This window comes from Ramlibacter albus (genome assembly GCF_014297445.1).
Lineage (GTDB): Bacteria > Pseudomonadota > Gammaproteobacteria > Burkholderiales > Burkholderiaceae_C > Ramlibacter > Ramlibacter albus.
The window spans coordinates 51241-70743 of record NZ_JACORU010000002.1; the positions used below are offsets into that span (position 1 = coordinate 51241).

At 68.7% G+C, this 19503-nt stretch carries 18 protein-coding genes; 8 read left to right on the forward strand and 10 right to left on the reverse strand.

Annotated elements, in window-relative coordinates:
• The first annotated feature begins 8 nt into the window (after positions 1-8).
• The 3 genes from ispD to H8R02_RS07055 are packed head-to-tail and all read left to right on the forward strand — an operon-like array spanning position 9 to position 1604.
• Positions 9-704 (forward strand): 2-C-methyl-D-erythritol 4-phosphate cytidylyltransferase, encoded by a 696-nt coding sequence (ispD, locus tag H8R02_RS07045; RefSeq protein ID WP_187080676.1) that lies wholly within the window; start codon positions 9-11, stop codon positions 702-704.
• A 2-nt stretch (positions 705-706) separates the two neighbouring features.
• Entirely contained in the window at positions 707-1189 is a 483-nt protein-coding gene (gene ispF / locus H8R02_RS07050; protein ID WP_187080677.1) for a 2-C-methyl-D-erythritol 2,4-cyclodiphosphate synthase, read from the forward strand.
• Positions 1182-1604 carry a hypothetical protein gene (locus H8R02_RS07055; protein ID WP_187080678.1) on the forward strand — a complete coding sequence of 141 codons (423 nt, stop codon included), beginning with the start codon at positions 1182-1184 and terminating at the stop codon, positions 1602-1604. The genes ispF and H8R02_RS07055 overlap by 8 nt, the downstream gene beginning before the upstream one ends.
• 87 nt (positions 1605-1691) lie before the next feature.
• Here H8R02_RS07055 and H8R02_RS07060 read toward each other — a convergent pair whose 3' ends face one another.
• The 4 genes from H8R02_RS07060 to H8R02_RS07075 form a co-directional block, all read right to left on the reverse strand.
• The gene (locus H8R02_RS07060) at positions 1692-3164 is read right to left on the reverse strand and encodes a sensor histidine kinase (protein ID WP_354004881.1); all 1473 of its coding nucleotides are present in this window, start codon (positions 3162-3164) and stop codon (positions 1692-1694) included.
• A 21-nt stretch (positions 3165-3185) separates the two neighbouring features.
• The gene (ompR, locus tag H8R02_RS07065; RefSeq protein ID WP_187080679.1) at positions 3186-3917 is read right to left on the reverse strand and encodes an osmolarity response regulator transcription factor OmpR; all 732 of its coding nucleotides are present in this window, start codon (positions 3915-3917) and stop codon (positions 3186-3188) included.
• 151 nt (positions 3918-4068) lie between these two features.
• A complete protein-coding gene (locus H8R02_RS07070) occupies positions 4069-5223 on the reverse strand; it encodes a DUF1501 domain-containing protein (RefSeq protein ID WP_435531264.1) in 1155 nt (384 codons plus the stop codon).
• Positions 5220-6599, reverse strand: a complete 1380-nt coding sequence (locus H8R02_RS07075) for a DUF1800 domain-containing protein (protein ID WP_187080681.1) — start codon at positions 6597-6599, stop codon at positions 5220-5222. Before H8R02_RS07075 ends, H8R02_RS07070 begins: the two co-directional genes overlap by 4 nt.
• Before the next feature lie 77 nt (positions 6600-6676).
• Here H8R02_RS07075 and H8R02_RS07080 point away from each other — a divergent pair, with 77 nt between their 5' ends.
• The 3 genes from H8R02_RS07080 to H8R02_RS07090 are packed head-to-tail and all read left to right on the forward strand — an operon-like array spanning position 6677 to position 9196.
• Positions 6677-7378 carry an SIMPL domain-containing protein gene (locus tag H8R02_RS07080; RefSeq protein ID WP_187080682.1) on the forward strand — a complete coding sequence of 234 codons (702 nt, stop codon included), beginning with the start codon at positions 6677-6679 and terminating at the stop codon, positions 7376-7378.
• Between the two features lie 46 nt (positions 7379-7424).
• A complete protein-coding gene (locus H8R02_RS07085; RefSeq protein WP_187080683.1) occupies positions 7425-8384 on the forward strand; it encodes a diacylglycerol/lipid kinase family protein in 960 nt (319 codons plus the stop codon).
• Positions 8381-9196: a metallophosphoesterase family protein gene (locus tag H8R02_RS07090; RefSeq protein WP_187080684.1), complete on the forward strand. Its 816-nt coding sequence runs from the start codon at positions 8381-8383 to the stop codon at positions 9194-9196. The genes H8R02_RS07085 and H8R02_RS07090 overlap by 4 nt, the downstream gene beginning before the upstream one ends.
• Here the strand turns inward: H8R02_RS07090 and H8R02_RS07095 are convergent, their stop codons facing one another.
• Complete coding sequence (locus tag H8R02_RS07095) at positions 9197-9967, reverse strand: 3-hydroxybutyrate dehydrogenase (protein ID WP_187080685.1); 771 nt, start codon at positions 9965-9967, stop codon at positions 9197-9199. It lies immediately after the preceding gene.
• An 82-nt stretch (positions 9968-10049) separates the two neighbouring features.
• Between H8R02_RS07095 and H8R02_RS07100 the strand changes: the two genes are divergently transcribed.
• Both H8R02_RS07100 and H8R02_RS07105 read left to right on the forward strand, forming a co-directional pair.
• On the forward strand, positions 10050-10988 hold the full coding sequence (locus H8R02_RS07100; RefSeq protein ID WP_187080686.1) for an alpha/beta fold hydrolase: 939 nt from the start codon (positions 10050-10052) through the stop codon (positions 10986-10988).
• Positions 10960-13164: a RelA/SpoT family protein gene (locus H8R02_RS07105; protein WP_187080687.1), complete on the forward strand. Its 2205-nt coding sequence runs from the start codon at positions 10960-10962 to the stop codon at positions 13162-13164. Before H8R02_RS07100 ends, H8R02_RS07105 begins: the two co-directional genes overlap by 29 nt.
• Before the next feature lie 7 nt (positions 13165-13171).
• Here the strand turns inward: H8R02_RS07105 and H8R02_RS07110 are convergent, their stop codons facing one another.
• The 5 genes from H8R02_RS07110 to H8R02_RS07130 are packed head-to-tail and all read right to left on the reverse strand — an operon-like array spanning position 13172 to position 19485.
• Positions 13172-14554 carry a DUF3131 domain-containing protein gene (locus H8R02_RS07110; protein ID WP_187080688.1) on the reverse strand — a complete coding sequence of 461 codons (1383 nt, stop codon included), beginning with the start codon at positions 14552-14554 and terminating at the stop codon, positions 13172-13174.
• Positions 14548-15933: a DUF3131 domain-containing protein gene (locus H8R02_RS07115; protein ID WP_222622391.1), complete on the reverse strand. Its 1386-nt coding sequence runs from the start codon at positions 15931-15933 to the stop codon at positions 14548-14550. Before H8R02_RS07115 ends, H8R02_RS07110 begins: the two co-directional genes overlap by 7 nt.
• Complete coding sequence (locus H8R02_RS07120) at positions 15930-17270, reverse strand: DUF3131 domain-containing protein (protein ID WP_187080689.1); 1341 nt, start codon at positions 17268-17270, stop codon at positions 15930-15932. The genes H8R02_RS07115 and H8R02_RS07120 overlap by 4 nt, the downstream gene beginning before the upstream one ends.
• The gene (locus H8R02_RS07125; RefSeq protein ID WP_187080690.1) at positions 17267-19069 is read right to left on the reverse strand and encodes a glycosyltransferase family 2 protein; all 1803 of its coding nucleotides are present in this window, start codon (positions 19067-19069) and stop codon (positions 17267-17269) included. Before H8R02_RS07125 ends, H8R02_RS07120 begins: the two co-directional genes overlap by 4 nt.
• Positions 19066-19485, reverse strand: coding sequence for an ATP-binding protein (locus tag H8R02_RS07130; protein WP_187080691.1), 420 nt, complete (start codon positions 19483-19485; stop codon positions 19066-19068). The genes H8R02_RS07125 and H8R02_RS07130 overlap by 4 nt, the downstream gene beginning before the upstream one ends.
• Positions 19486-19503 lie beyond the last annotated feature (18 nt).

Here is a 19503-nt window from a genome sequence, read left to right on the forward strand (position 1 = left end):
TGAAAGATATGGTGGACTCAGCAACGAATTCCCGTTTCTTCGCGCTCATCCCGTGCGCGGGGCACGGCACGCGCGCCGGCACCACCGGCCCGAAGCAATATGAACGGGTCGCCGGCCAGCCCATGGTGTGGCACACGCTGTCGGCGTTCGCGGGCGTCAAGCGCATCGCGCGCACGTTGGTGGTGGTGGCCGAGGGCGACGGCTTCTTCGAGCGAAACCCCAGTACGTCGGCGCTCGTCGTGCCGGTGGGCGGTGCCACGCGCGCGCAAAGCGTGGCCAACGGCCTGCGCGAGCTGCGCCGCGTCGGCGCGGTCGACAACGACTGGGTGCTGGTGCACGACGCCGCGCGCTGCCTCATCACGCCCGATTTGATCAACCGCCTCATCGACGCCTGCGTGGGCGACGAGGTCGGCGGCTTGCTCGCGCACCCGCTGCCGGACACGCTGAAGGTGGAACGTGACGGCCGCGCGGTGGAGACGATCGAGCGCAATGGCAAGTGGCTGGCGCAGACCCCGCAGATGTTCCGCCTGGGCATGCTGCGGCATGCGCTTGAGGGCGCGGGCGACAGCGCCACCGACGAAGCCAGCGCCATCGAGAAGATGGGGCTCAAGCCCCTGCTCGTGGAGGCCGGGGCGCACAACTTCAAGGTGACTTACCCGGACGACTTCGCGATGGCCGAGGCCGTGTTGAAGTCGCGCCGCTAGCCATGCAGCTGCGTATTGGCGAAGGCTGGGATGTCCACGCGCTCGTCCCGGGGCGCAAGCTGGTGCTGGGGGGCGTGGAGATCCCGTTCGACAAGGGGCTGCTCGGTCACTCCGACGCGGACGCCTTGCTGCATGCCATCACGGACGCGCTCTTCGGCGGGGCCGGCCTGGGGGATATCGGCCGGCACTTCCCGGACACCGACGAAAGCTTCCGCGGGGCCGATTCGATGGCCCTGCTCGTGGAAGCGGCGCGACGGATAGGGGAAAACGGCTGGCAAATCGCCAACGTGGACAGTACGATCATCGCGCAGGCGCCGAAACTGGCGCCGCACATCCCCGCGATGCGCGCCAGGATCGCGCAGGCGCTGGGCCTGCAGGAGGCACAGGTGAACGTGAAAGCGAAGACGGCGGAGAAACTGGGGCCCGTGGGCCAGGGCCAGGGCATCGAAGCGAGAGCGGTAGTCTTGCTCCACGGCCGTGCGTGAGGCCACCGCCGAAGGGCGGATCTTCATCGCGGTGGGCGCGGCACTGTTCGCGCTGCTTTGTGCCGTGGCCGTGAGCGCGAGCACGATGGATGGCGCCATCGGCGAGCTGGCGTCCCCGCGGCGTTGGGTGCTCGTCGCTTTCGGCTTGGGCATCAACCTGGGCACGCTGGCGTTGATGCGCCAGTTCGTCGCGCCGAAGTCGCTGGCCGTGCTGGCGATTTTCGTGGTGCTGGTCGTCGTGTCGCTCGCCTCCGGCTTCCGCTGGATGCAGGTGCAGGTGCCCATCGCTTTCTGGCTGGGCGACATCCTCGTGATGGCCGTGTGCTGCCTCGTCGTGGTGGTGCGTGCGGCCCGGAAGCGCGCGATGCAGCCCGACGTGCAATCGAGCTTCCTCGCGTCGCGCCTCTGGAAATGAACTGTTAGCCCCCACGCTCCCCGCTTCGCGAGGATCGCTGCCCCCCGAGGGGGCTGTTTCGCCTTGGGGCGGCCCGGCGGCGAAACGCTAGCCCGCCTGTTCTTCCGCCTCGCGCATGCGAGGCCACGGGTCGCCGCCTCCCGGCACCGGAGGCATGGCTTTCGGCTTCTGCAGCTTGATGTGCGCCGCCAGCCCGCCCGACGTGGTGTTGGCCAGCGCGAAGATGCCGCCCATGCGCTGTACCGTCTTGTCGACGATGGCCAGGCCCAGGCCGGCACCGGTGGCCGCCGTGCGGGCGGCGTCGCCACGGAAGAACGGTTTCACGAGGTTGGGCAGGGCCTCGGGCGACACGCCCATGCCGTGGTCGCGAACCTTCAGCAGCACCCACTCGTTGCGCGCCTTGGCGCTGATGTCGACGACCGCGATGCCGGTCTCGGGCGTCTTGCCGTAGCGGCGCGCGTTCTCCAGCAGGTTGGCGATGACGCGCGCGAGTTCCACCTCGTCGGCCATCACGTAGAGGTTCTTGCCGATGTCGAGGTTGACGCGGATGTCGCCCTGGTCCTGGATGGCGTAGATGCAGGCCTCGATCACGTCGTTCAGGCACACGGGCTTGAGCTCCGCATGGTCCGGCCGCGCGTAGTCGAGGAACTTGTCGATGATCTTGTCCAGCTGGTCGATGTCCGCCGCCATGTGCTCGCGCGCGTCGGCGTCGGCCACGCTCATCTCGGTTTCCAGGCGCAGGCGCGCCAGCGGCGTGCGCAGGTCGTGCGAGATGCCGGCCAGCATGACGGCGCGGTCCTGCTCGATCTTGGCCAGCTGCTGCGCCATGCGGTTGAAGCCGATGTTGACCTCGCGGATCTCGGAGGTGACGGCCTTCTCGTCGAGCCGGCTGGCGTCGAAGTCACCGTCGCGCACGCGGCTTGCCGCGAACGAGAGTTGCTTCAAGGGCCGGTTGATCAGCCTTGCAATGACCGCAGCGCCCGCCAGCGACAAGCCCGCCGCGGTGATCAGCCACACCAGCCAGGTCCGCCCGCCCACGTTGGAAAAGCGGTTGCGGTCCATGAGCATCCAGTACTGGTCCTGCTCGATGCGAAAACCGATCCACAGCCCCTTCTCGCCGTTGACCGCGCTAGCCATCTGAGCGCCGTTGCCCAGGCGCGCGACGAGTTCGTCGAGGATGCGGCGGTCCAGCGCGCTGGCCGAAAGCGGGTCGAACTTGTCGGTCGGCTCGCGCGGGACGATCCGCACGCCTTCCTGGTCGGCCAGCGTCTTGATCAACGACACGCGCGCGATCGGGTCCGCGTGGACGAGCGCCGCGCGGCTGAGGTTGACGAGGGATGCGATCTGCTGCGCGGTCTGCACGGCGCGCGGCTCGAACTCCAGCTGGCGGAACGTCTGCAGCCACGCCACGATGCTGCCCACGAGCAGCAGCGACAGCAGGAAGAAGGTGCGCCAGAAGAGCGACAGCCCCACGCGCGGGCGCAGCTCCAGTGGCGCGGGCGCGGTTTCGAGCGGTACCGGTCCGGTCGCCTCGATGCTTTGGGTCACGCCTCTGATCACGGCCCCAGTTTATCCCCGGGGTCAGCCTGCACCATCGGGGACGAACACGTAGCCCACGCCCCAGACCGTCTGGATGTAGCGCGGCGATGCCGGGTCGGCCTCGATGAGCTTGCGCAGGCGCGACACCTGCACGTCGAGGCTGCGGTCGAAGGGCTCGAACTCGCGGCCGCGGGCCAGCTGGGCCAGCTTCTCGCGCGACAGCGGCTGGCGCGGGTGGCGCACCAGCGCCTTGAGCATGGCGAACTCACCCGTGGTCAGCGGCAGCTCCTCGCCGTTCTTGCGCAGCGTGCGCGCGCCCAGATCGAAGGCGAACGGGCCGAAGGTGACCACCTCGTTGTCGGAAGAGGGCGCGCCCGGCGCTTCCTGCGCGGGGCGGCGGCGCAGCACGGCATGCACGCGGGCCAGCAGCTCGCGGGGGTTGAAGGGCTTGCCGAGGTAGTCGTCGGCGCCGACTTCGAGGCCGACGATGCGGTCCACGTCCTCGCCCTTGGCGGTGAGCATGATGATGGGGGTGCGGTCGTTCGCGGCGCGCAGGCGCCGGCAGATCGACAGGCCGTCCTCGCCGGGCATCATGAGGTCGAGCACGATCAGGTCGGCCGTTTCACGGAGCATCAGCCGGTTGAGCGCCTTGCCGTCCTCGGCAAGGATGACCTCGAACCCTTCCTGGGTGAGGTAACGGCGCAGCAGGTCACGGATCCGCGCGTCGTCGTCCACCACGAGGATCTTGTCGGTTCGGGCCGTAGCTTGAGTCATAGTGCTCCCAACTGAATTTGTAACAGCGCCGATTCTGAAGCGCTTGTCACCTTTCGTGCGCCCGAAAACGGGCACCATGACACACTGTTACAAGTTTTGCGGCCGCTGGGAACCCGCCGAAGCGGGCCTGTAGCAGGCATTTGGCGACTGTTCAGCTGCGTAGGAGCTGGGGGAGGGCCTTCGCATGCACGGCACCGGGGAAGAGTGCACGCGATGTGCGCTCCGGGTCCAGGCCGAACGCTTGGGAGCACACCGAAGCGACGAGGGCGTCGAGCGCCAGCGTGGGCTTGAGGTCGCGGCCTTCGTAGAGGTTCGCCGATTCCAGACCGGGCCAGTCGGCGACGATGCGGCCGTGCTGGACTGCGCCACCCGCGAGCATCGCGACCGATGCGGTGCCGTGGTCCGTTCCGCCGGTGCCGTTGGCGGCCACCGTGCGGCCGAACTCCGTCGCGATGAGCAACGTGGTCTGCGCCCACGCCGCGCCGAGGTTCTCGCGCAAGGCCGCGACGAGGTTGTCGAGGCCGCGCAGCTGCGCCGCGAGCCGGCCGTTCTGGCCGGTGTGCGTGTCCCAGCCGTTCGTTTCGATCATCGCCAGGCGCGGGCCGTCCGGCCGCGCGAGGAAGCTCGCGGCCATGCGGCCGAGCGCCGCGGCATCCTGCCGGGCGCCGCCACCGCCGGCCATGCCCCCCGCCATCTCGCGCGCTTCGAGTGCCGACGACCACAGCGCATGCAGCTGCGCGTCCTTCGCATAGAGCTGGTCGACACGTGTCAGCAGGTCGTCGCTGGCCCGCGGCAGCGCCGTGGGCGCGTACGTCGTGACCTCGAGCGAGCCGCGCAGCGCCATCGGCACCGCGGGCGAGAAGGCGATGGGCTGCTTGCCGCCGCGCGGCAGCATGCCCACGAGGCGGTTCATCCAGCCGTCCTTCAATTGATAAGGGGCGCTGCCGCCTGTTTCCAGCACGTTCTGCCCGTCGAAGTGCGAGCGGTCGCGGTAGGGTGATGCAACGGCGTGGAAGAAACTCGCCTGGCCCGCGCCGTAGAGCCTGTGCAACTCGACGAGCGACGGGTGCAGCGCGAAGCTGCCATCGAGCTTGAGCGCCGCGGCCGGGTCGATCGCAAGCGCGCCGCGCGCCCTTGAATAGGCGGGTTCGGCGTACGGCACGACGGTGTTGAGCCCGTCCGCGCCCCCGCGCTGGATGATGAAGACGAAACGCCTTTCGGTGGCGGCCTGCGCGAACAGCACGCGAGGCGCCGCGAAGATGGCCGCCGTGCCCAGGAAGCTGCGTCGGTCGAGGCTCATGCTCATCTCCTCAGGAACTCGGGGGACACCAGCAGCAGCGCGGTCGCGGTGCTTGCGCTTTCCGCGCGGGCGATGGCGCCGGCGGTGGCTTCGCTCAGCGTGCCGGGCAGCACGCGGGGCGCGAGCGCGCGCGCATCGACGGCGTCGCCGGCTTGCGACGCGACGCGCTGCGCCACTTCCACGCGCCGCAGCAGCGCGTCCGGCGCGGCCCATGTTGCGGCGATGTCGGCGTAGCCGGCGGGCGAACCGGGCCGCCAGACCGGCTGGCCGAGCTGGTTCATCAGGGTGGTGGCCTGCATCGGCGTGAGCTCCTGCCGGCCGAGCGCGCGCAGGCTGGAGACGCCCCAGTCCCACGGCGACTTGAATTTCGCGGCGGTGGCCTGCCAGGCTTCGCGCGCAGTCACAAGCTCGCGATAGACACTGGGCAGGTCGCCGCCCGTGCGCGCGAAGGTATCGGCCAGCCGCTGCACCAGCGCGGGCGGCGGCTCGTCGGCGACGAAGTGCCGCGCCAGCTTGCTCGCGACGTGGCGCGCCGTGGCCTGCGAGGTGACGAGGTCGTGCAGGATCGCGCGCGCCTGCTGCTCGCCGCCCTCGGCATAGGTGCGGCCCAGCACCGTGCGCGCGCCGGGTTCGTGCAGGGCAGGCACGAAGCGGAAGGTGGGCGTGCCGGCCGCGCCCGGGAAACCGTCGCCCGGCAGCGTCCAGCCGGTGAGCGCGCGCGCGAACTCGGTCACGTCCTGCTGCGTGTAGCCGCTGCGAACGCCCATCGTGTGCAGCTCGAGGATCTCGCGCGCGAGGTTCTCGTTGAGGCCGCGGCGGTTCTGCTGGCCCTCGGCACCGCCGCCGCCGCCGCGCATCGCAAAGAAGCTCGTGGGCCCGACCGACTGCGCCTGGTCGAGGAACAGCAGCATCGCCGGGTGCTGCACGACGGCAAGCAGCATGTCCTCGAAGCGGCCCAGCACGTGCGGGCGGATCGCGTCCGCCTCGAAGCTGCCGGCCATGCCGATGACCGCGAGCTTGTCGACGGACACCGCGAAGTGGTTGGACCAGAAGTGCACGAGCCGCTCGACGAAAGGCGCGCTCGCCTGCAGCGCGCTCGTCGCGCGCGCGCCCACGGCGGACACGTACTCGTCGCGTCCCTGGCGCACGTACGCCTCGCGGATGCCGGCGCGCTCGCCCGGCGGCGCGCGGCGCACGGCGCGCTGCTGTGCGAGCCACACCTCCACGAGCGCGGGCGTGCGGGCGCGCGCCTGCCACGGTGCGGGCAGGGCCTCGTAGCGGTCGAACTGCGAAAGCAGCCAGCGCTGCGGGTCGGCCGGCGGCGGCTCGTCGGGCCGCGCGCCCAGGCCGAAGCGGTTCAGGGCGATTGCTGAGGCACTCATGGTGCGTGCTTTGTAACTCTTTCCGTGCGGGTTCAGTTGAAGACTTTGTTTCGCATGGGTAAAGCCGCTTGGCTAGGATGGCACCCATGAACTTGAAGAACCTCCTTGCCGCGCTCGTGCTCGCGCCGGCAGCCGCACTGGCCCAGGTGCCGCCCCCGCAGAACGTGCTCCAGCTTTCAGCCACCGGCACCGTGGAAGTGCAGCAGGACCTGCTCTCGATGACGCTCAGCGTCACGCGCGAGGGCGCGGACCCCACCGCGGTGCAGAACCAGCTGAAGACCGCGCTCGATGCGGCGTTGAACGAGGCGCGCAAGACGGCGCAGCCCGGGCAGATGGACGTGCGCACCGGCAACTTCTCGCTTTATCCGCGCCATGGCCGCGACGGCCGCATCGCGGCATGGAACGGCACCGCCGAACTCGTCCTCGAAGGCCGCGACTTCCCGCGCATCACGCAGGCCGCGGGGCGCATCAACACGATGACGCTGGCGGGCGTGGGCTTCAGCCTCAGCCGCGAGCAGCGCGCGCGCGTGGAAACCGAAGCGCAGGCGCAGGCCATCGAGCGCTTCAAGGCGCGCGCCGCGGAGCTGGCCAAGGGCTTCGGTTTCAGCGGCTACACGCTGCGCGAAGTGGCGGTGAACAGCAACGACATGGGCTTCCCGCGGCCGATGCGCGGCGCCGTGATGTCGATGGAGGCGAAGGCCGCCGATGCGCCTGTGCCGGTGGAGCCGGGCAAGAGTTCCGTCGTCGTCACCGTCTCGGGTTCCGTACAGCTGCGGTAGGCCCCCTCCGACAGGGTGCGGCGCCCCCGGCCCGGATACTGGCCCGATGCTTGCGCCAGCACCCAGGACAGCCATTGCCGAAAGCGCGGAGGAGCCCGTGCGCTCCTACTTCGTCGTGCTCAATCGCGGCTCGGGCCGCAAGAAGGACGAGGAAGCGCGCGAGGCCATCGAACGCGTGTTCAGCGAAGCCGGCCGAGAGGTGCACTTCGTCTGCATCGACCCCGGCGAAGTGGCCGCGGAATGCCAGAAGGCCGCGCGGCTGGCGAGCGAAGCGGGCGGAGCCCTTGTCGCGGTCGGCGGCGACGGAACGCAGAACGCGGCCGCCCAGGCGGCGCTGGCGCATGCCTGCCCTTTGGGCGTGATCGCGACCGGCACCTTCAACCTCTTCGCGCGCGACAACGGCCTGCCGCTCGAACCCGCCGAGGCTGCGAAGGCATTGCTGCGGGCCGAGGTGGAGCCCGTGCAGGTGGGCCTGCTCAACGAACGCGTGTTCCTGGTCAACGGCAGCATCGGGCTCTACCCGCAGCTGCTGCAGGACCGCGAGGTGATGAAGGAGCGGCTGGGCCGCCGGCGCTGGGTGGCGGTGCTCTCCGGCCTGAAGACGCTGCTCGGTTGGCGCCGGCACCTGGACATCGAGCTGGAGCTCGACGGGCGCCTCACGTCCCTGCACACGCCCACGCTGTTCGTCGGCAACAACCGGCTGCAGCTGGAGCAGGCGGGTGTGTCGCCCGAGCTCGCGTCCCACGTGGGGGAAGGGCGGCTCGTCGCGATGGTCGCGCGGCCGGCGGGCCGCTGGGCCAAGCTGCGGTGGATCGCGCGCGCGGTGTTCGGCCAGTTGGCGGACAGCCCGGAAGTGGATGTGCATGCGCTGCGCTCGCTCACCGTGGCCGCGCCGCGCCATGGCACGCTGCATGCCGCCACGGACGGTGAGACAGTGCAGATGGTGCCGCCACTGCGCTTCTCCGTTTCGCCCCGGCCCTTGCTGCTGCTCAAGCCGGTGGAATGAGCACGGTCCTCCACATTTCGGACACGCATTTCGGCACCGAGGACCCGCCGGTGGTCGAGGCCTTGCGCGCGCTCGTGCGCGAGCAGAAGTTCGATGCGCTCATCCTCTCCGGCGACATCACGCAGCGGGCGCGCAGCGCGCAGTTCGCCGCGGCGCGCGAGTTCTGCGACTCGCTCGGCATCGCGAAGCGGCTCACGCTGCCGGGCAACCATGACATCCCGCTGTACAACGTGCTCGCGCGCGTGGCGGCGCCGTATCGCGGCTACATGGCGGCTTTCGGCGAGGAGCTCAACCCGGTTCTGGAACTGCCCGATGCGATCTTCATCGGCGTGAACACCACCCGGCCCGAGCGTCACAAGGACGGCGAGGTGTCACGCGAGCAGATCGAGCGCGTGGCGAACATGCTGCGCAAGGTGCCGCGCGACCACCTGCGCGTGGTGGTGACGCACCAGCCCGCGTGCGTGATGCGGCCGGAGGACGAGAAGGATCGGCTGCACGGCGGTGGCGACGCTGTGAAGGCGTGGTCCGAGGCCGGGGCCGACCTGGTGCTGGGCGGGCACATCCACCTGCCGTACGTGAGCGACGTGTGCGCGGTGGTGAAGGAGACGAAGCGGCCGATGTACTGCATCCAGGCCGGCACCGCGCTGTCCCTGCGGGTGCGGCACAACTCGCCGAATTCGGTGAACGTGATCCGCTGGGTGTCACCGGCGCCGGACATCCCGCGGGTGTGCAAGGTGGAGCGGTGGGACTATGACCTTGCCGACGGGCGGTTCGAGCTCACGCACCCCTACGAGCTGAAGCTCGACGATTGATTACTGCGCCGCCCAGCCCCCATCCATGTTCCACGCCACGCCGCGCGTGTTGTTCGCGGCGGGTGAGCAGAAGAACACGGCGAGGCCGCCCAGTTCCTCCGGCGTCGTGAACTGCAGCGACGGCTCCTTCTCGGCCAGCAGCAGCTTCTTCGCCTCTTCGTTCGACAGGTTCATCGCCTCGGCTTTGGCATCGACCTGCTTCTGCACCAGCGGCGTCAGCACCCAGCCGGGGCAGATCGCGTTGCAGGTGACGCCGGTCGTGGCCAGTTCGAGAGCCGTGACCTTCGTCAGGCCGACGAGGCCATGCTTCGCAGCGACGTAGGCCGACTTCTGTGCGGAGGCGACGAGCCCATGCACCGAAGCCACGTTGATGATCCGCCCCCAGCCCGCCGCCTTCATCGCCGGAATCGCCAGCCGGCTCGCATGGAAGGCCGACGAGAGGTTGATCGCGATGATCGCGTCCCACTTCTCCGGCGGAAAATCCTCCACCGGCGCCACGTGCTGGATGCCGGCGTTGTTGACCAGGATGTCCACGCGCCCGAACTCGGCGGCGGCGTACTTCATCATGGCCTCGATCTCGGCCGGCTTGCTCATGTCGGCACCGTGGTAGCCCACCTTCACGCCCAGCTTCGCCACTTCGGCCCTGGGGCCTTCCACGTCGCCGAAGCCGTTGAGGACGATGCTCGCGCCTTGCTGGGCCAGCGCCTTGGCGATGCCGAGGCCGATGCCGCTGGTGGAGCCGGTGACGAGTGCTGTCTTGCCCTTGAGCATGGGTGTTCTCCGGAGGATCGATTGGTTTAGGATGGTGCTCATCCGAAAACGAACGAAGCAGTATCCGCCACTCGATATTGCCATGGCCGCACCTACGCTGAACTACGTAACCTGCCGCGACGCGGCCGGCAGCCACCGCATGGCTTACTGGCAGTGGGGCGACGAAGCCGCGCCCCACGTCGTCGTGTGCGTGCACGGCCTGTCGCGCCAGGGCCGCGATTTCGACGTGCTGGCGCAGGGCCTGCTGGCCCGCTCGAAGGCGCCGCTGCGCATCGCCTGCCCGGACGTGGTGGGGCGGGGCCGCAGCGACCGGCTGGCCGACCCCGCGGGCTACCAGGTGCCGACCTATGTGGCCGACATGCTGCAGATGATCGGGCAGCTTCACGCGCAAGCGCCCATCGCCACGCTCGACTGGGTGGGCACCAGCATGGGCGGGCTGATCGGCATGGGCATCTGCGGCACGCCCAACCTGCCGCTGCCGGTACCCGTGCGCAAGCTGGTGCTCAATGATGTGGGCCCGGTGATCCAATGGCAGGCCCTCCAGCGCATCGGCACCTACCTCGGCAACACGGGCCGCTTCGAGAGCGTGCAGCAGGCCGCGGACGCGATGTGGGCCATCTCGCAAAGCTTCGGCCCGCACACGCCCGAGCAGTGGCTGGCGCTGTCTCAGGCCATGGTGAAGCCGCATGCCGAAGGCGGCTTCACGCTGCATTACGACCCCAACATCGCGGTGCCCTTCCGCTCGCTGACCGAAGAGGCCGCGGCGCAGGGGCAGGCCGCGCTCTGGGCGGCCTACGACAACATCAAGGCCGACACGCTGCTGCTTCGCGGCGCGCAGTCGGACCTGCTGTCGCCGGAGACGGCGCGGCAGATGACCGAGCGGGGGCCTAAAGCCCGACTCGTCGAATTTGAAGGCGTGGGCCATGCCCCCACCTTGATCGCAGATGAACAGGTCGAGGCCGTGGCCTCGTTCCTCCTGGACAACGCAACCGATGAAAAGCCACGCCGCGGAACAGGTTGAAGTCGCCGTCCCCGAGCTGGTGGCGGCCGCCGAGCAGCAGCTGCCCCAGCAGGCGAACGCGCTTTCCCGCGCACGCACCTTCGCGGAACCCTTCATTGCCCACGAGGCGCTGGACACCGGCGAGAACACGCTGGCGCATGCCGATGCCGTGGCCGGCATCCTCAAGGGCATGGGCGGCTCCGAGGCGATGCAGGCCGCGAGCTACCTCGTCTATGCCGCGCCGCACCTGGCCAAGCCGCAGGAGGTGATCGCCAAGGCGTTCGGCGAAAGCTACGCGGCGCTCGCCATCGAGACCGTGAAGCTCGTGCGCGTGCAGGCGCAGGCGCGCGACGCGGAGGAGACGGCGCACATCGCGCTGGACGTGCGCACCCAGACCGAGAACGTGCGCAAGATGCTGCTCGCGTTCTCGCGCGATTTGCGCGTGGTGATGCTGCGGCTTGCGTCGCGCCTGCAGACGCTGCGCTACTACGCCGCGACCAAGAAGCCGTGCCCGCCCAGCGTGGCGCGCGAGTCGCTGCACGTGTTCGCGCCGCTGGCCAACCGGCTGGGCATCTGGCAGATGAAGTGGGAGATGGAGGACCTGGCCTTCCGCTTCCTCGAGCCGGACACCTACAAGCAGGTGGCGAAGCTGCTCGACGAGAAGCGCATGGAGCGCGAGAACTACGTCGAGCACCTGCGCACCTTCGTCGAGCAGGAACTGAAGGCGCAGGGCATCCGCGCCGAGGTGCACGGGCGGCCCAAGCACATCTACAGCATCGTGCGCAAGATGCGCGGCAAGTCGCTCGACTTCGCGCACGTGTTCGACGTGCGGGCGCTGCGCGTGATCGTGCCCGAGGTGAAGGACTGCTATGCGGCGCTGTCGTGGGTGCACTCGCAGTTCTCGCCGATGGTGGAGGAGTTCGACGACTACATCGCGAAACCCAAGGCCAACGGCTACCAGAGCCTGCACACCATCGTGCGCGACGACGAGGGCCGGCCCATCGAGATCCAGATCCGCACCCGCGCGATGCACGAGCATGCCGAGCACGGCGTGGCCGCGCACTGGGCGTACAAGGAGGCGGGCACCAAGGGCTATGGCGGCGTGGCGGCGAGCGGCGAGTACGACGCGAAGATCGCGGTGCTGCGCCAGCTGCTGGCTTGGGAGCGCGACCTCACCGGCGCGGGCCCGGGCGAGGGCCTGTTCGAGGACCGCATCTACGTGCTGACGCCGCAGGCGTCGATCGTGGAGCTGCCGCAGGGCGCGACGCCGGTCGATTTCGCGTACTCCGTGCACACCAGCCTCGGCCATCGCTGCCGCGGTGCGCGCGTGGACGGCGCGATGGTGCCGCTGAACACGCCGCTGCACAACGGCCAGACGGTGGAGATCGTCGCGGTGAAGGAAGGCGGGCCGTCCCGCGACTGGCTGAACAACGAGCTCGGCTTCCTGGCCAGCAACCGCGCGAAGGCCAAGGTGCGCGCGTGGTTCAACGAGCAGGCGAAGCACGAGACCGTGGCGCGTGGCCGCGAGATGGTCGAGAAGCTGCTGCAGCGCGAAGGCAAGACGGCGATCAAGCTGGAGGACCTGGCGGAGAAGCTGGGGTTCAAGGCGGCCGAGGACTTGTTCTATGTGGTGGGCAAGGACGAGTTCTCGCTGAAGAACATCGAGACCGTCTTGCACCCCCCGGTGGAGCAGCTGCCGCAGGACGAGTTCCTGCTGAAGAAGCCGCGTGCACCGGAGAAGTCGCCCAAGGGCGGCGTGCTGGTCGTAGGCATCGATTCGCTCATGACGCAGCTGGCCAAGTGCTGCAAGCCCGCGCCGCCGGACGCGATCAGCGGCTTCGTCACGCGCGGCAAGGGCGTGAGCATCCACCGGCGCGACTGCGCGAATTTCCGCGAGATGGCGGCCCGAGCGCAGGAGCGCGTGATCGAGGTGGAGTGGGGCAAGCCGCAGAAGGACGGCGGGGCGGTCTACCCGGTCGACGTGTCCGTCGAGGCCGCGGACCGGCAGGGGCTGCTGCGCGACATCTCCGAAGTGTTCGCCAAGGAGAAGATGAATGTCATCGGCGTGCAGACGCAGTCCGTCAAGGGGACGGCGTGGATGACGTTCACGGTGGAGGTGGCCGACTCGGCGAAGCTGGCGAAGGTGCTCGGGATCGTGGGGGAAGTGCAGGGTGTGCGGTCGGCTCGCAGGCGTTGAGGGGCTGTCATGCCCGGCATGACACTCGTTCTTTCGGCCAACACTTGTTCAACTTGGCATAGGGGTCGCTCGACTGCACCCGAAACGGGCCGTCCGCCTGCACCGGTTTCCACAATGGCGCGCCGGTCGCCTTGAACAGCAACGCCTCGAGGATGGCAGCGTTGGTCGAGAGCGTGAGGAACGGGTGCGGCGCGCCCGTCTCGAAGCGGCCTTCGTACCACCCGCGGTCCGGGTCGTAGAGGAACTTCACGCCGTCGATCAAGCGGTCGCCGTACTCGCCGCCCCACAGTGCCCACATGCCGAACGCGGCACGGGTGTTGACGAGGGCGAGCCGCTCGAAGTGGCGCCCGTCGGAGGCGATGGTGTTGAAGGGATAGCCGGAGGCGTAGACCGAGTCGAGGACGACATAAGGCTGGTCCGGCGTCTGGTAATCGCTGCGCGCCGTGAGCACCTTCTCGCGCCGCCAGCGCTCTTCCTGCACCTTGAACAAGGTCTCGGCCAAGGGCTTGAGCGCGGCGCCGCCGGGCTGCTGCCAGCCGAGCTCCACGCCCATCAGCACGAACGGCATCGTGAGCAGCGGCGCCTGCGCGCCGGTCGTGCGCGGGTCGCGCGCATCGTGGCGCACCGGCATGCCGTAGATGTTGAAGACCTCCGTGGCGGGCAGCGACGTCGAGCGCGCCGCATCGAAGCCCCACGCGGCGAAGCCCGCGCCGGCGAGCTGCTCGTAGCCCAGCCGCCCCTCGGCGTATTTCTGCGTCTGGCCGCCGCTGCGCGACGAGCCGAACAGCCGCCCACAGTCGTCGATGACATCGCAGAACGCGAACCGCAGCACGACCTTGTCCGCATACTCCGCGAACTGCGGGTGCCGCTGCGCCACGATCTTCAGCCACAGCATCAAACGGCCCGTGTCGACCGCCGACCAGCCGATGTCCTCCGGCTGGTTGCCGAAGTTCACCATCTTGCCGGTGAACGCGTTGTAGGCCTTGTTGGGCAGCACGCCGCCGGAAAGCTCCATGGTCGCCGCGAAGCCGAGCAGCCGCGACATGCGCAGGTCGAACTCGCGCGCCTCGATGATGCGCAGCTCGCGCGCGGCGACGGTGGCCGCGATCGCGTCGGCGAGGTTCCACGCGGTGAAAACCACGGAGCGGTCGACGCCGTTCACCAACCCGGTTTTCTCGTCGGTATTGTTCTCCACATAACGCCACGCCGTGCGCGCCCATTGCAGCTCGCGCGAGATCGAACTGCCGGCGCGGCGGAAACTGATCGCGGCATCGGCGTCGAGGGGCGACAACGTGTCGGAGGTGGCTCCCGTGCCGCGGGGCAGCACCACCCCGCAGCCGGACACAGCGGACGCGACAGCGGACGCCAGCAACGTGCGGCGGCTCAGCACGGCCGCGCTTCCAGCCCGGTTGGCGTCGGCTTGCGGCAGCGGTCCCACAAACTCTCGTGCGCGGGGCCCCACCGCAGCAGCTTGCCCTGTGCCTTGAACAGCAGCGTGGCCAGCATGATCCCGTTGTTGTTGGCGGTGAAGGCCTTGATCGGCCCCTTGCCGCTTTCGAGCACGCCCTCGTAGAAACCACGGTTCGGGTCGCGCTGGTTCACGATGGCGTTGAACAGGCGGTCGGTGTAGTCCGACTTCCACAACGCCCACATGCCGAGCGCGGCCTTCAGCGAAACGGCCGCGAACTCCGGCACGTACTTGCCCGCCTCGGTGATCGTGTTCCACGCATACCCGTCGGTGAACACGGTGTCGTAGACGAAATACGGGTCCTGCTCCAGTTGGTGCTCCGACCGCGCGGTGAGGATGCCGGTGGCACGGAAGCGGTTCTCCTGCGCCTGGTAGACGCGGTGCGCGAAGCCGGCCATCCACGGGTGGCTGTGCTTCGCGTCGTCGGTGCCGCGGTCGTTCGCGAGGTCCCAGTTGAACTCGATGCCGTCGAGCACGTAGCTTTCGGACACCACGTAGTTGTGCTGGTAGTACTTGCGCGGGTCGCGCGCGTCGTACGGGACTTCCACGCAGTAGATCGGCAGCGTCGAATACGGCTCCGCGCGCGAGGCGAGCTCCGTGTTCACGCCCCACAGCTCGAACCCCTTGGCCGAGTACTCCTCGTAGCCGAGCCGGCCTTCCTGCACGTACTCCGTCTTGCGGTCCTTGCCCACGAGCGCGCCGAACATCATGCCGGTGCGGTCGACGACGTTGTCGAACTTCCAGCGCAGCACGAACTTGTCGATGCCATCGGCATGCTGCGGGTAGCGCTCCTTGACGATCTTCAGCCACACGAGCAGGCGGCCGAGGTCCAGCGCCGAGAAGCCGATCTCGCCCGGCTTGTTGCCGTAGTCCACCTTCTCCAGCGTCTTCGTGTGGTAGACCTTGTTGGGTAATTCGCCGCGAAAGAACGAAAGCGAGCCGAGTGCCTCCACGAGCTTGCCCAGGCGCTGGTCGGCCTGCTGCGCGTTGATGATGCCCAGCTGGTGCGCGGCGACGATCGCACCGACGTACGAGGCCGTGTCCCACATCGTCGACGAGGGGTAGTTGTCGACTGCATTGGCCAGGCCGGAGGGCTGTGTGTTGTTCTCGAAGTACTTCCACGCGATGCGCGCCATCTGCATCTCGGTGTCGGTGAGCGGGCCGATGCGGCGCTCGTAGCGCGCCGCGGGCACGTCGCCGGGCTTGCAGTCGGCCTGGCCGAGGGCTTGCTGCGCGCAGGCCCACGCGGGCAGGGCGACGAGCACCGCGAGGGCGAAAGAACGAAGACTGCTTCTCATCATCTCGGGCTCAGCAACGTGCCGCGGGTGGTGTAGGCCAGGCTTTCGAGGATGACTGCGTTGGTGTTCGCCGCGATCGCCTTGTTCGGCTGCCCGCCTTGCTCGTACAGCCCGGCGTACCAGCCTTTGGCCGGGTCGTTGAGCGGCGCGACCGCGGCCACGAGCTTCTGCGTGTACTCGTTGCGGTAGAGGGCGTGCCACGCGAACGCCGCCTTGGTCGACACGTTGCGCAGCGCCGCCGCCTCCTCGCCCTTGTCGCTGGCGGCTACCCAGTTGCGGCCGTTCGAGTGCACCGCGTTGTAGACGAACCAGGGCGCGCGGTCGACGTGGTCCTCGGTTACGGCCGTGAGCTGCTGCGTCTTGCGCCAGCGAGCCTCCTGCGCGCGGTACACGCGCCACGCGGCCTCGCGCCCGCTGCCGGTGAAGCCCAGCTCCAGGCCGGTGAGCATGAAGGGCTCGCTCACCACGAAGTTCTGCGCGCCGAACTTCGCCGGCTCGCGCGCATCGACGGGTACCTGCACGCCTTCGACGTCCACCAGCTTCAGGTGCGGCCGCCAGTCGAGCGCCTGCTCCACGTCCAGCCCGAGCAGGTAGAACGTGCGCGCGGCGTATTGCTCGTAGCCGAGGCGGCCCTCCTGGAGCGACTGCGGCGCCTGCCCGTCGGTGCCGGCCTGCATGCCGAACAACTGGCCGCCACGCGCGAGCTGGCCGGTCTTCCAGCGCGCGATCACGGCGCGCGCCTGCGGGGTGTGCTGCGGATGCCGCCACGCGATGGTCGTGAGCGGCACCATGAGCCGCCCCACGTCGATGGCCGACCAGCCCACGCCGTTGGGCGAGGGCTTGTTGTTGTAGTCGGTCATCTCCAGCGTGCGGATGTCGTAGCTCTTGTTCGGCAGGCTGGCCGCATACAGCGGCAGCTTCGCGAGCGAGGCGAGGGCGCGCGACATGCGCTCGTCGAACCGGGCCTTGTCGACGAGGCCCAGTTCGTGCGCCGAGAGCAGCGCCATCAACGCGGAACCCGCGTCCCACATCGTCGTGCCGGCGAAGCCGTCGACCGCACCTGTGAGGCCGGTGGTCTTGTCCGTGTTGTTCTCGAAATAGGTCCAGGCGGTCTTCGCGTAGCGCAGCTCGTCGGCCGTGAGCGGGCGCGGCGCCGGGTCCGCCGGAACGTCCTTGCTCGACGCGAGAGTGGGCAGCGGTGGTGCGGCCGTCTTCGCGATCAGCTCCTTGCCGCTCTCCTTCTCGATCCACCACACCGCGCCGAAGGCCACCACGATGGCCAGCATCCACACGATGGAGCTGCGGGCCTTGGCCCAGTTGCTGTCTTGCGCATCCGTCATGCAGGCAATCCCTCAGGCTCCCACACCGCCGCGCGCACGAGCGGCAGCATGGCAAATACGTTGTTCAAACCCCAGGCCACGTTCACCACGAGGTTGGGCAGTTCGTGTTCCGCGCCCTGCACGAAGACGCGGAAGGCGGCGTACGCCAGCCCCGCGAGCGTGAGCACGATGATGGCCACCTGCGGCATCACGAGGTTCAGGAAGTTGCCCTCCTGCCGGTCCTTGGGCGTGACGTGGAACTTGATCTTCTCGCCGCGCAGCACCGTCCACAGCGCGCGGAAATTCACCGGGAAGAACGACAGGTACGAGGACTTGCCGTCCCAGGTGCGGATGCCCCAGGTGCCCACGAGGAACGCGAGCTCCGTCATCAGGATGAAGGGCAGGGCGTGCAGGTAGAACGCGGTGGAATACGCCGAGAGCGGCGCGATGCCGCTGAACAGGTAGATGATCGGCGCGACGAGGAACACGATGTTCCACAGGCACCCCAGGTACGACCAGATCGTGGTGAGGTACATCGCGCGCTGCGCCAGGCTCATGCGGCCCTTGAACAGCGGGTTGTCGTGGAACGCGATGTCCAGCGTGCCGCCCGCGTACTTGAAGCGCTGAATCATCCACGTCAGCAGGTCCTGCGGCGACAGCATCCTGCTTTCCACCTGCGGGTGCAGCACGCTCTTCCAGCGCCGCGCCTCGTCGCTGTGCAGCACGATGGAGGTGTAGATGTCCTCGGACACATGGAACTTGTAGGGCGTGAGTTCCTTCTCCAGCACCACCTGCGTGCGCATCGCGTCGGCGAAGTCGCCGCGCAGCTGCTCGTCCTCGATCTCGCGCGAATAGCGGTCCACTTCCTTGTCCACGGCCAGCCCGAAGCTGCGCAGCGCCGCCTGCATCACGGCCTCGCGGCGGTGAACCGAGCCGGCCCCGCAGCAGAACGAGGCCGAGCACCAGTTGCGGCGGCGCATGATGACGTCGTAGAACATCTGCGGGTCGTTGACGAACGGGTCCTGGCCGATGCGTACGGGGCCGATCACGCGCTCGACGCCTCGGCCCAGGACACGGCCGAAGCCGCCGAGCCGCGAGCCGAGCACTACGGGCAGGCGCCGGCCTTCGGGGATGTCGTAGAACCACTGCGGCGTCTGCACCCACGCGACGTCCTTGTCGCGGAAATAACCCAGCGTGTGCTCGAGGTAGGTCGGGAACAGGCGCGTGTCCGCATCGCAGATCACGATGAAGTCGCCGCTGGTGAGCTCCATGGCGTTGCGCAGGTTGCCGGCCTTGAAGCCGACGTTGTTGCTGCGGGTGATGTAGTTGACGCCTTCCTCGTCGGCCACCGCCTTCATGGTCGGCCGGCGCCCGTCGTCGAGCACGTGCACGCGCAGGTCGACGGGGTGCGGGTAGGTGAGCTTCTTCGCATCGCGGATCGAGATGCGCACCAGCTCCTCTTCCTCGTTGTAGGTGGTGATGAACACGTCCACCGACACCGGCCGCTCGGGCGCGCCGGGCTCGTCCACGCATTCGGCGATGGAGCGGGGCGGCTCTCGCATCGGGAAGTCGCGCACCTGCCAGAGATTGAAGGTGAAGAGCACGAGGCCGATGTAGGCCAGCGTCTCCGCGAGGGCGAGCGGGATCGCGAACCACAGCGCATCGGGGTTGAGCGAATCGGTCCAGCGCCAGCGGATGTAGTTGGCGCCCAGCACGAGCGCGACGATGACGAGGAACTGCCAGGCGAGCTCCAGGCGTGGCGACCACGGAAGTGGAGGGGGCGGCCGGCGATCTTCGAAAGCCTCGAAATAAAAACTCAACGCTTCTTCTCCCGCAAAACCTTGCGCAGGTGCATCACGTTGCGGCCCGACGCGCTGCGGTATTCCAGCGTGTCGAACGCGGCGCGCACGAGCGCCAGGCCCATGCCGCTCTCCGGCAGCGAGCCGACATCGGTCTCGTCGAAGTCGAACACCGACTCGGGCGGCTCCTGCAGCTTGTGCGGCGGGATGGGCCGGCCGTCGTCGATGATCACCACGTCCACCGCGTCGGCGCTGTGCCGGAAGCTCAGCTCCACGTCATGGCCTTCGTGCCCGCCGTGCCCGTGCTTGACGATGTTGGTCAGCGCCTCGGCCAGGCCCACTTCCATCAGGTCGCGCTGTTCGTCGCCCAGCGTGGCAGGCAGGCTCTCGCGCACCAGCGCCGCGAGGCGGCCCGCTTCCTGCAAGGTGAGGGCCACCCGCAGCCGCCGCACCAT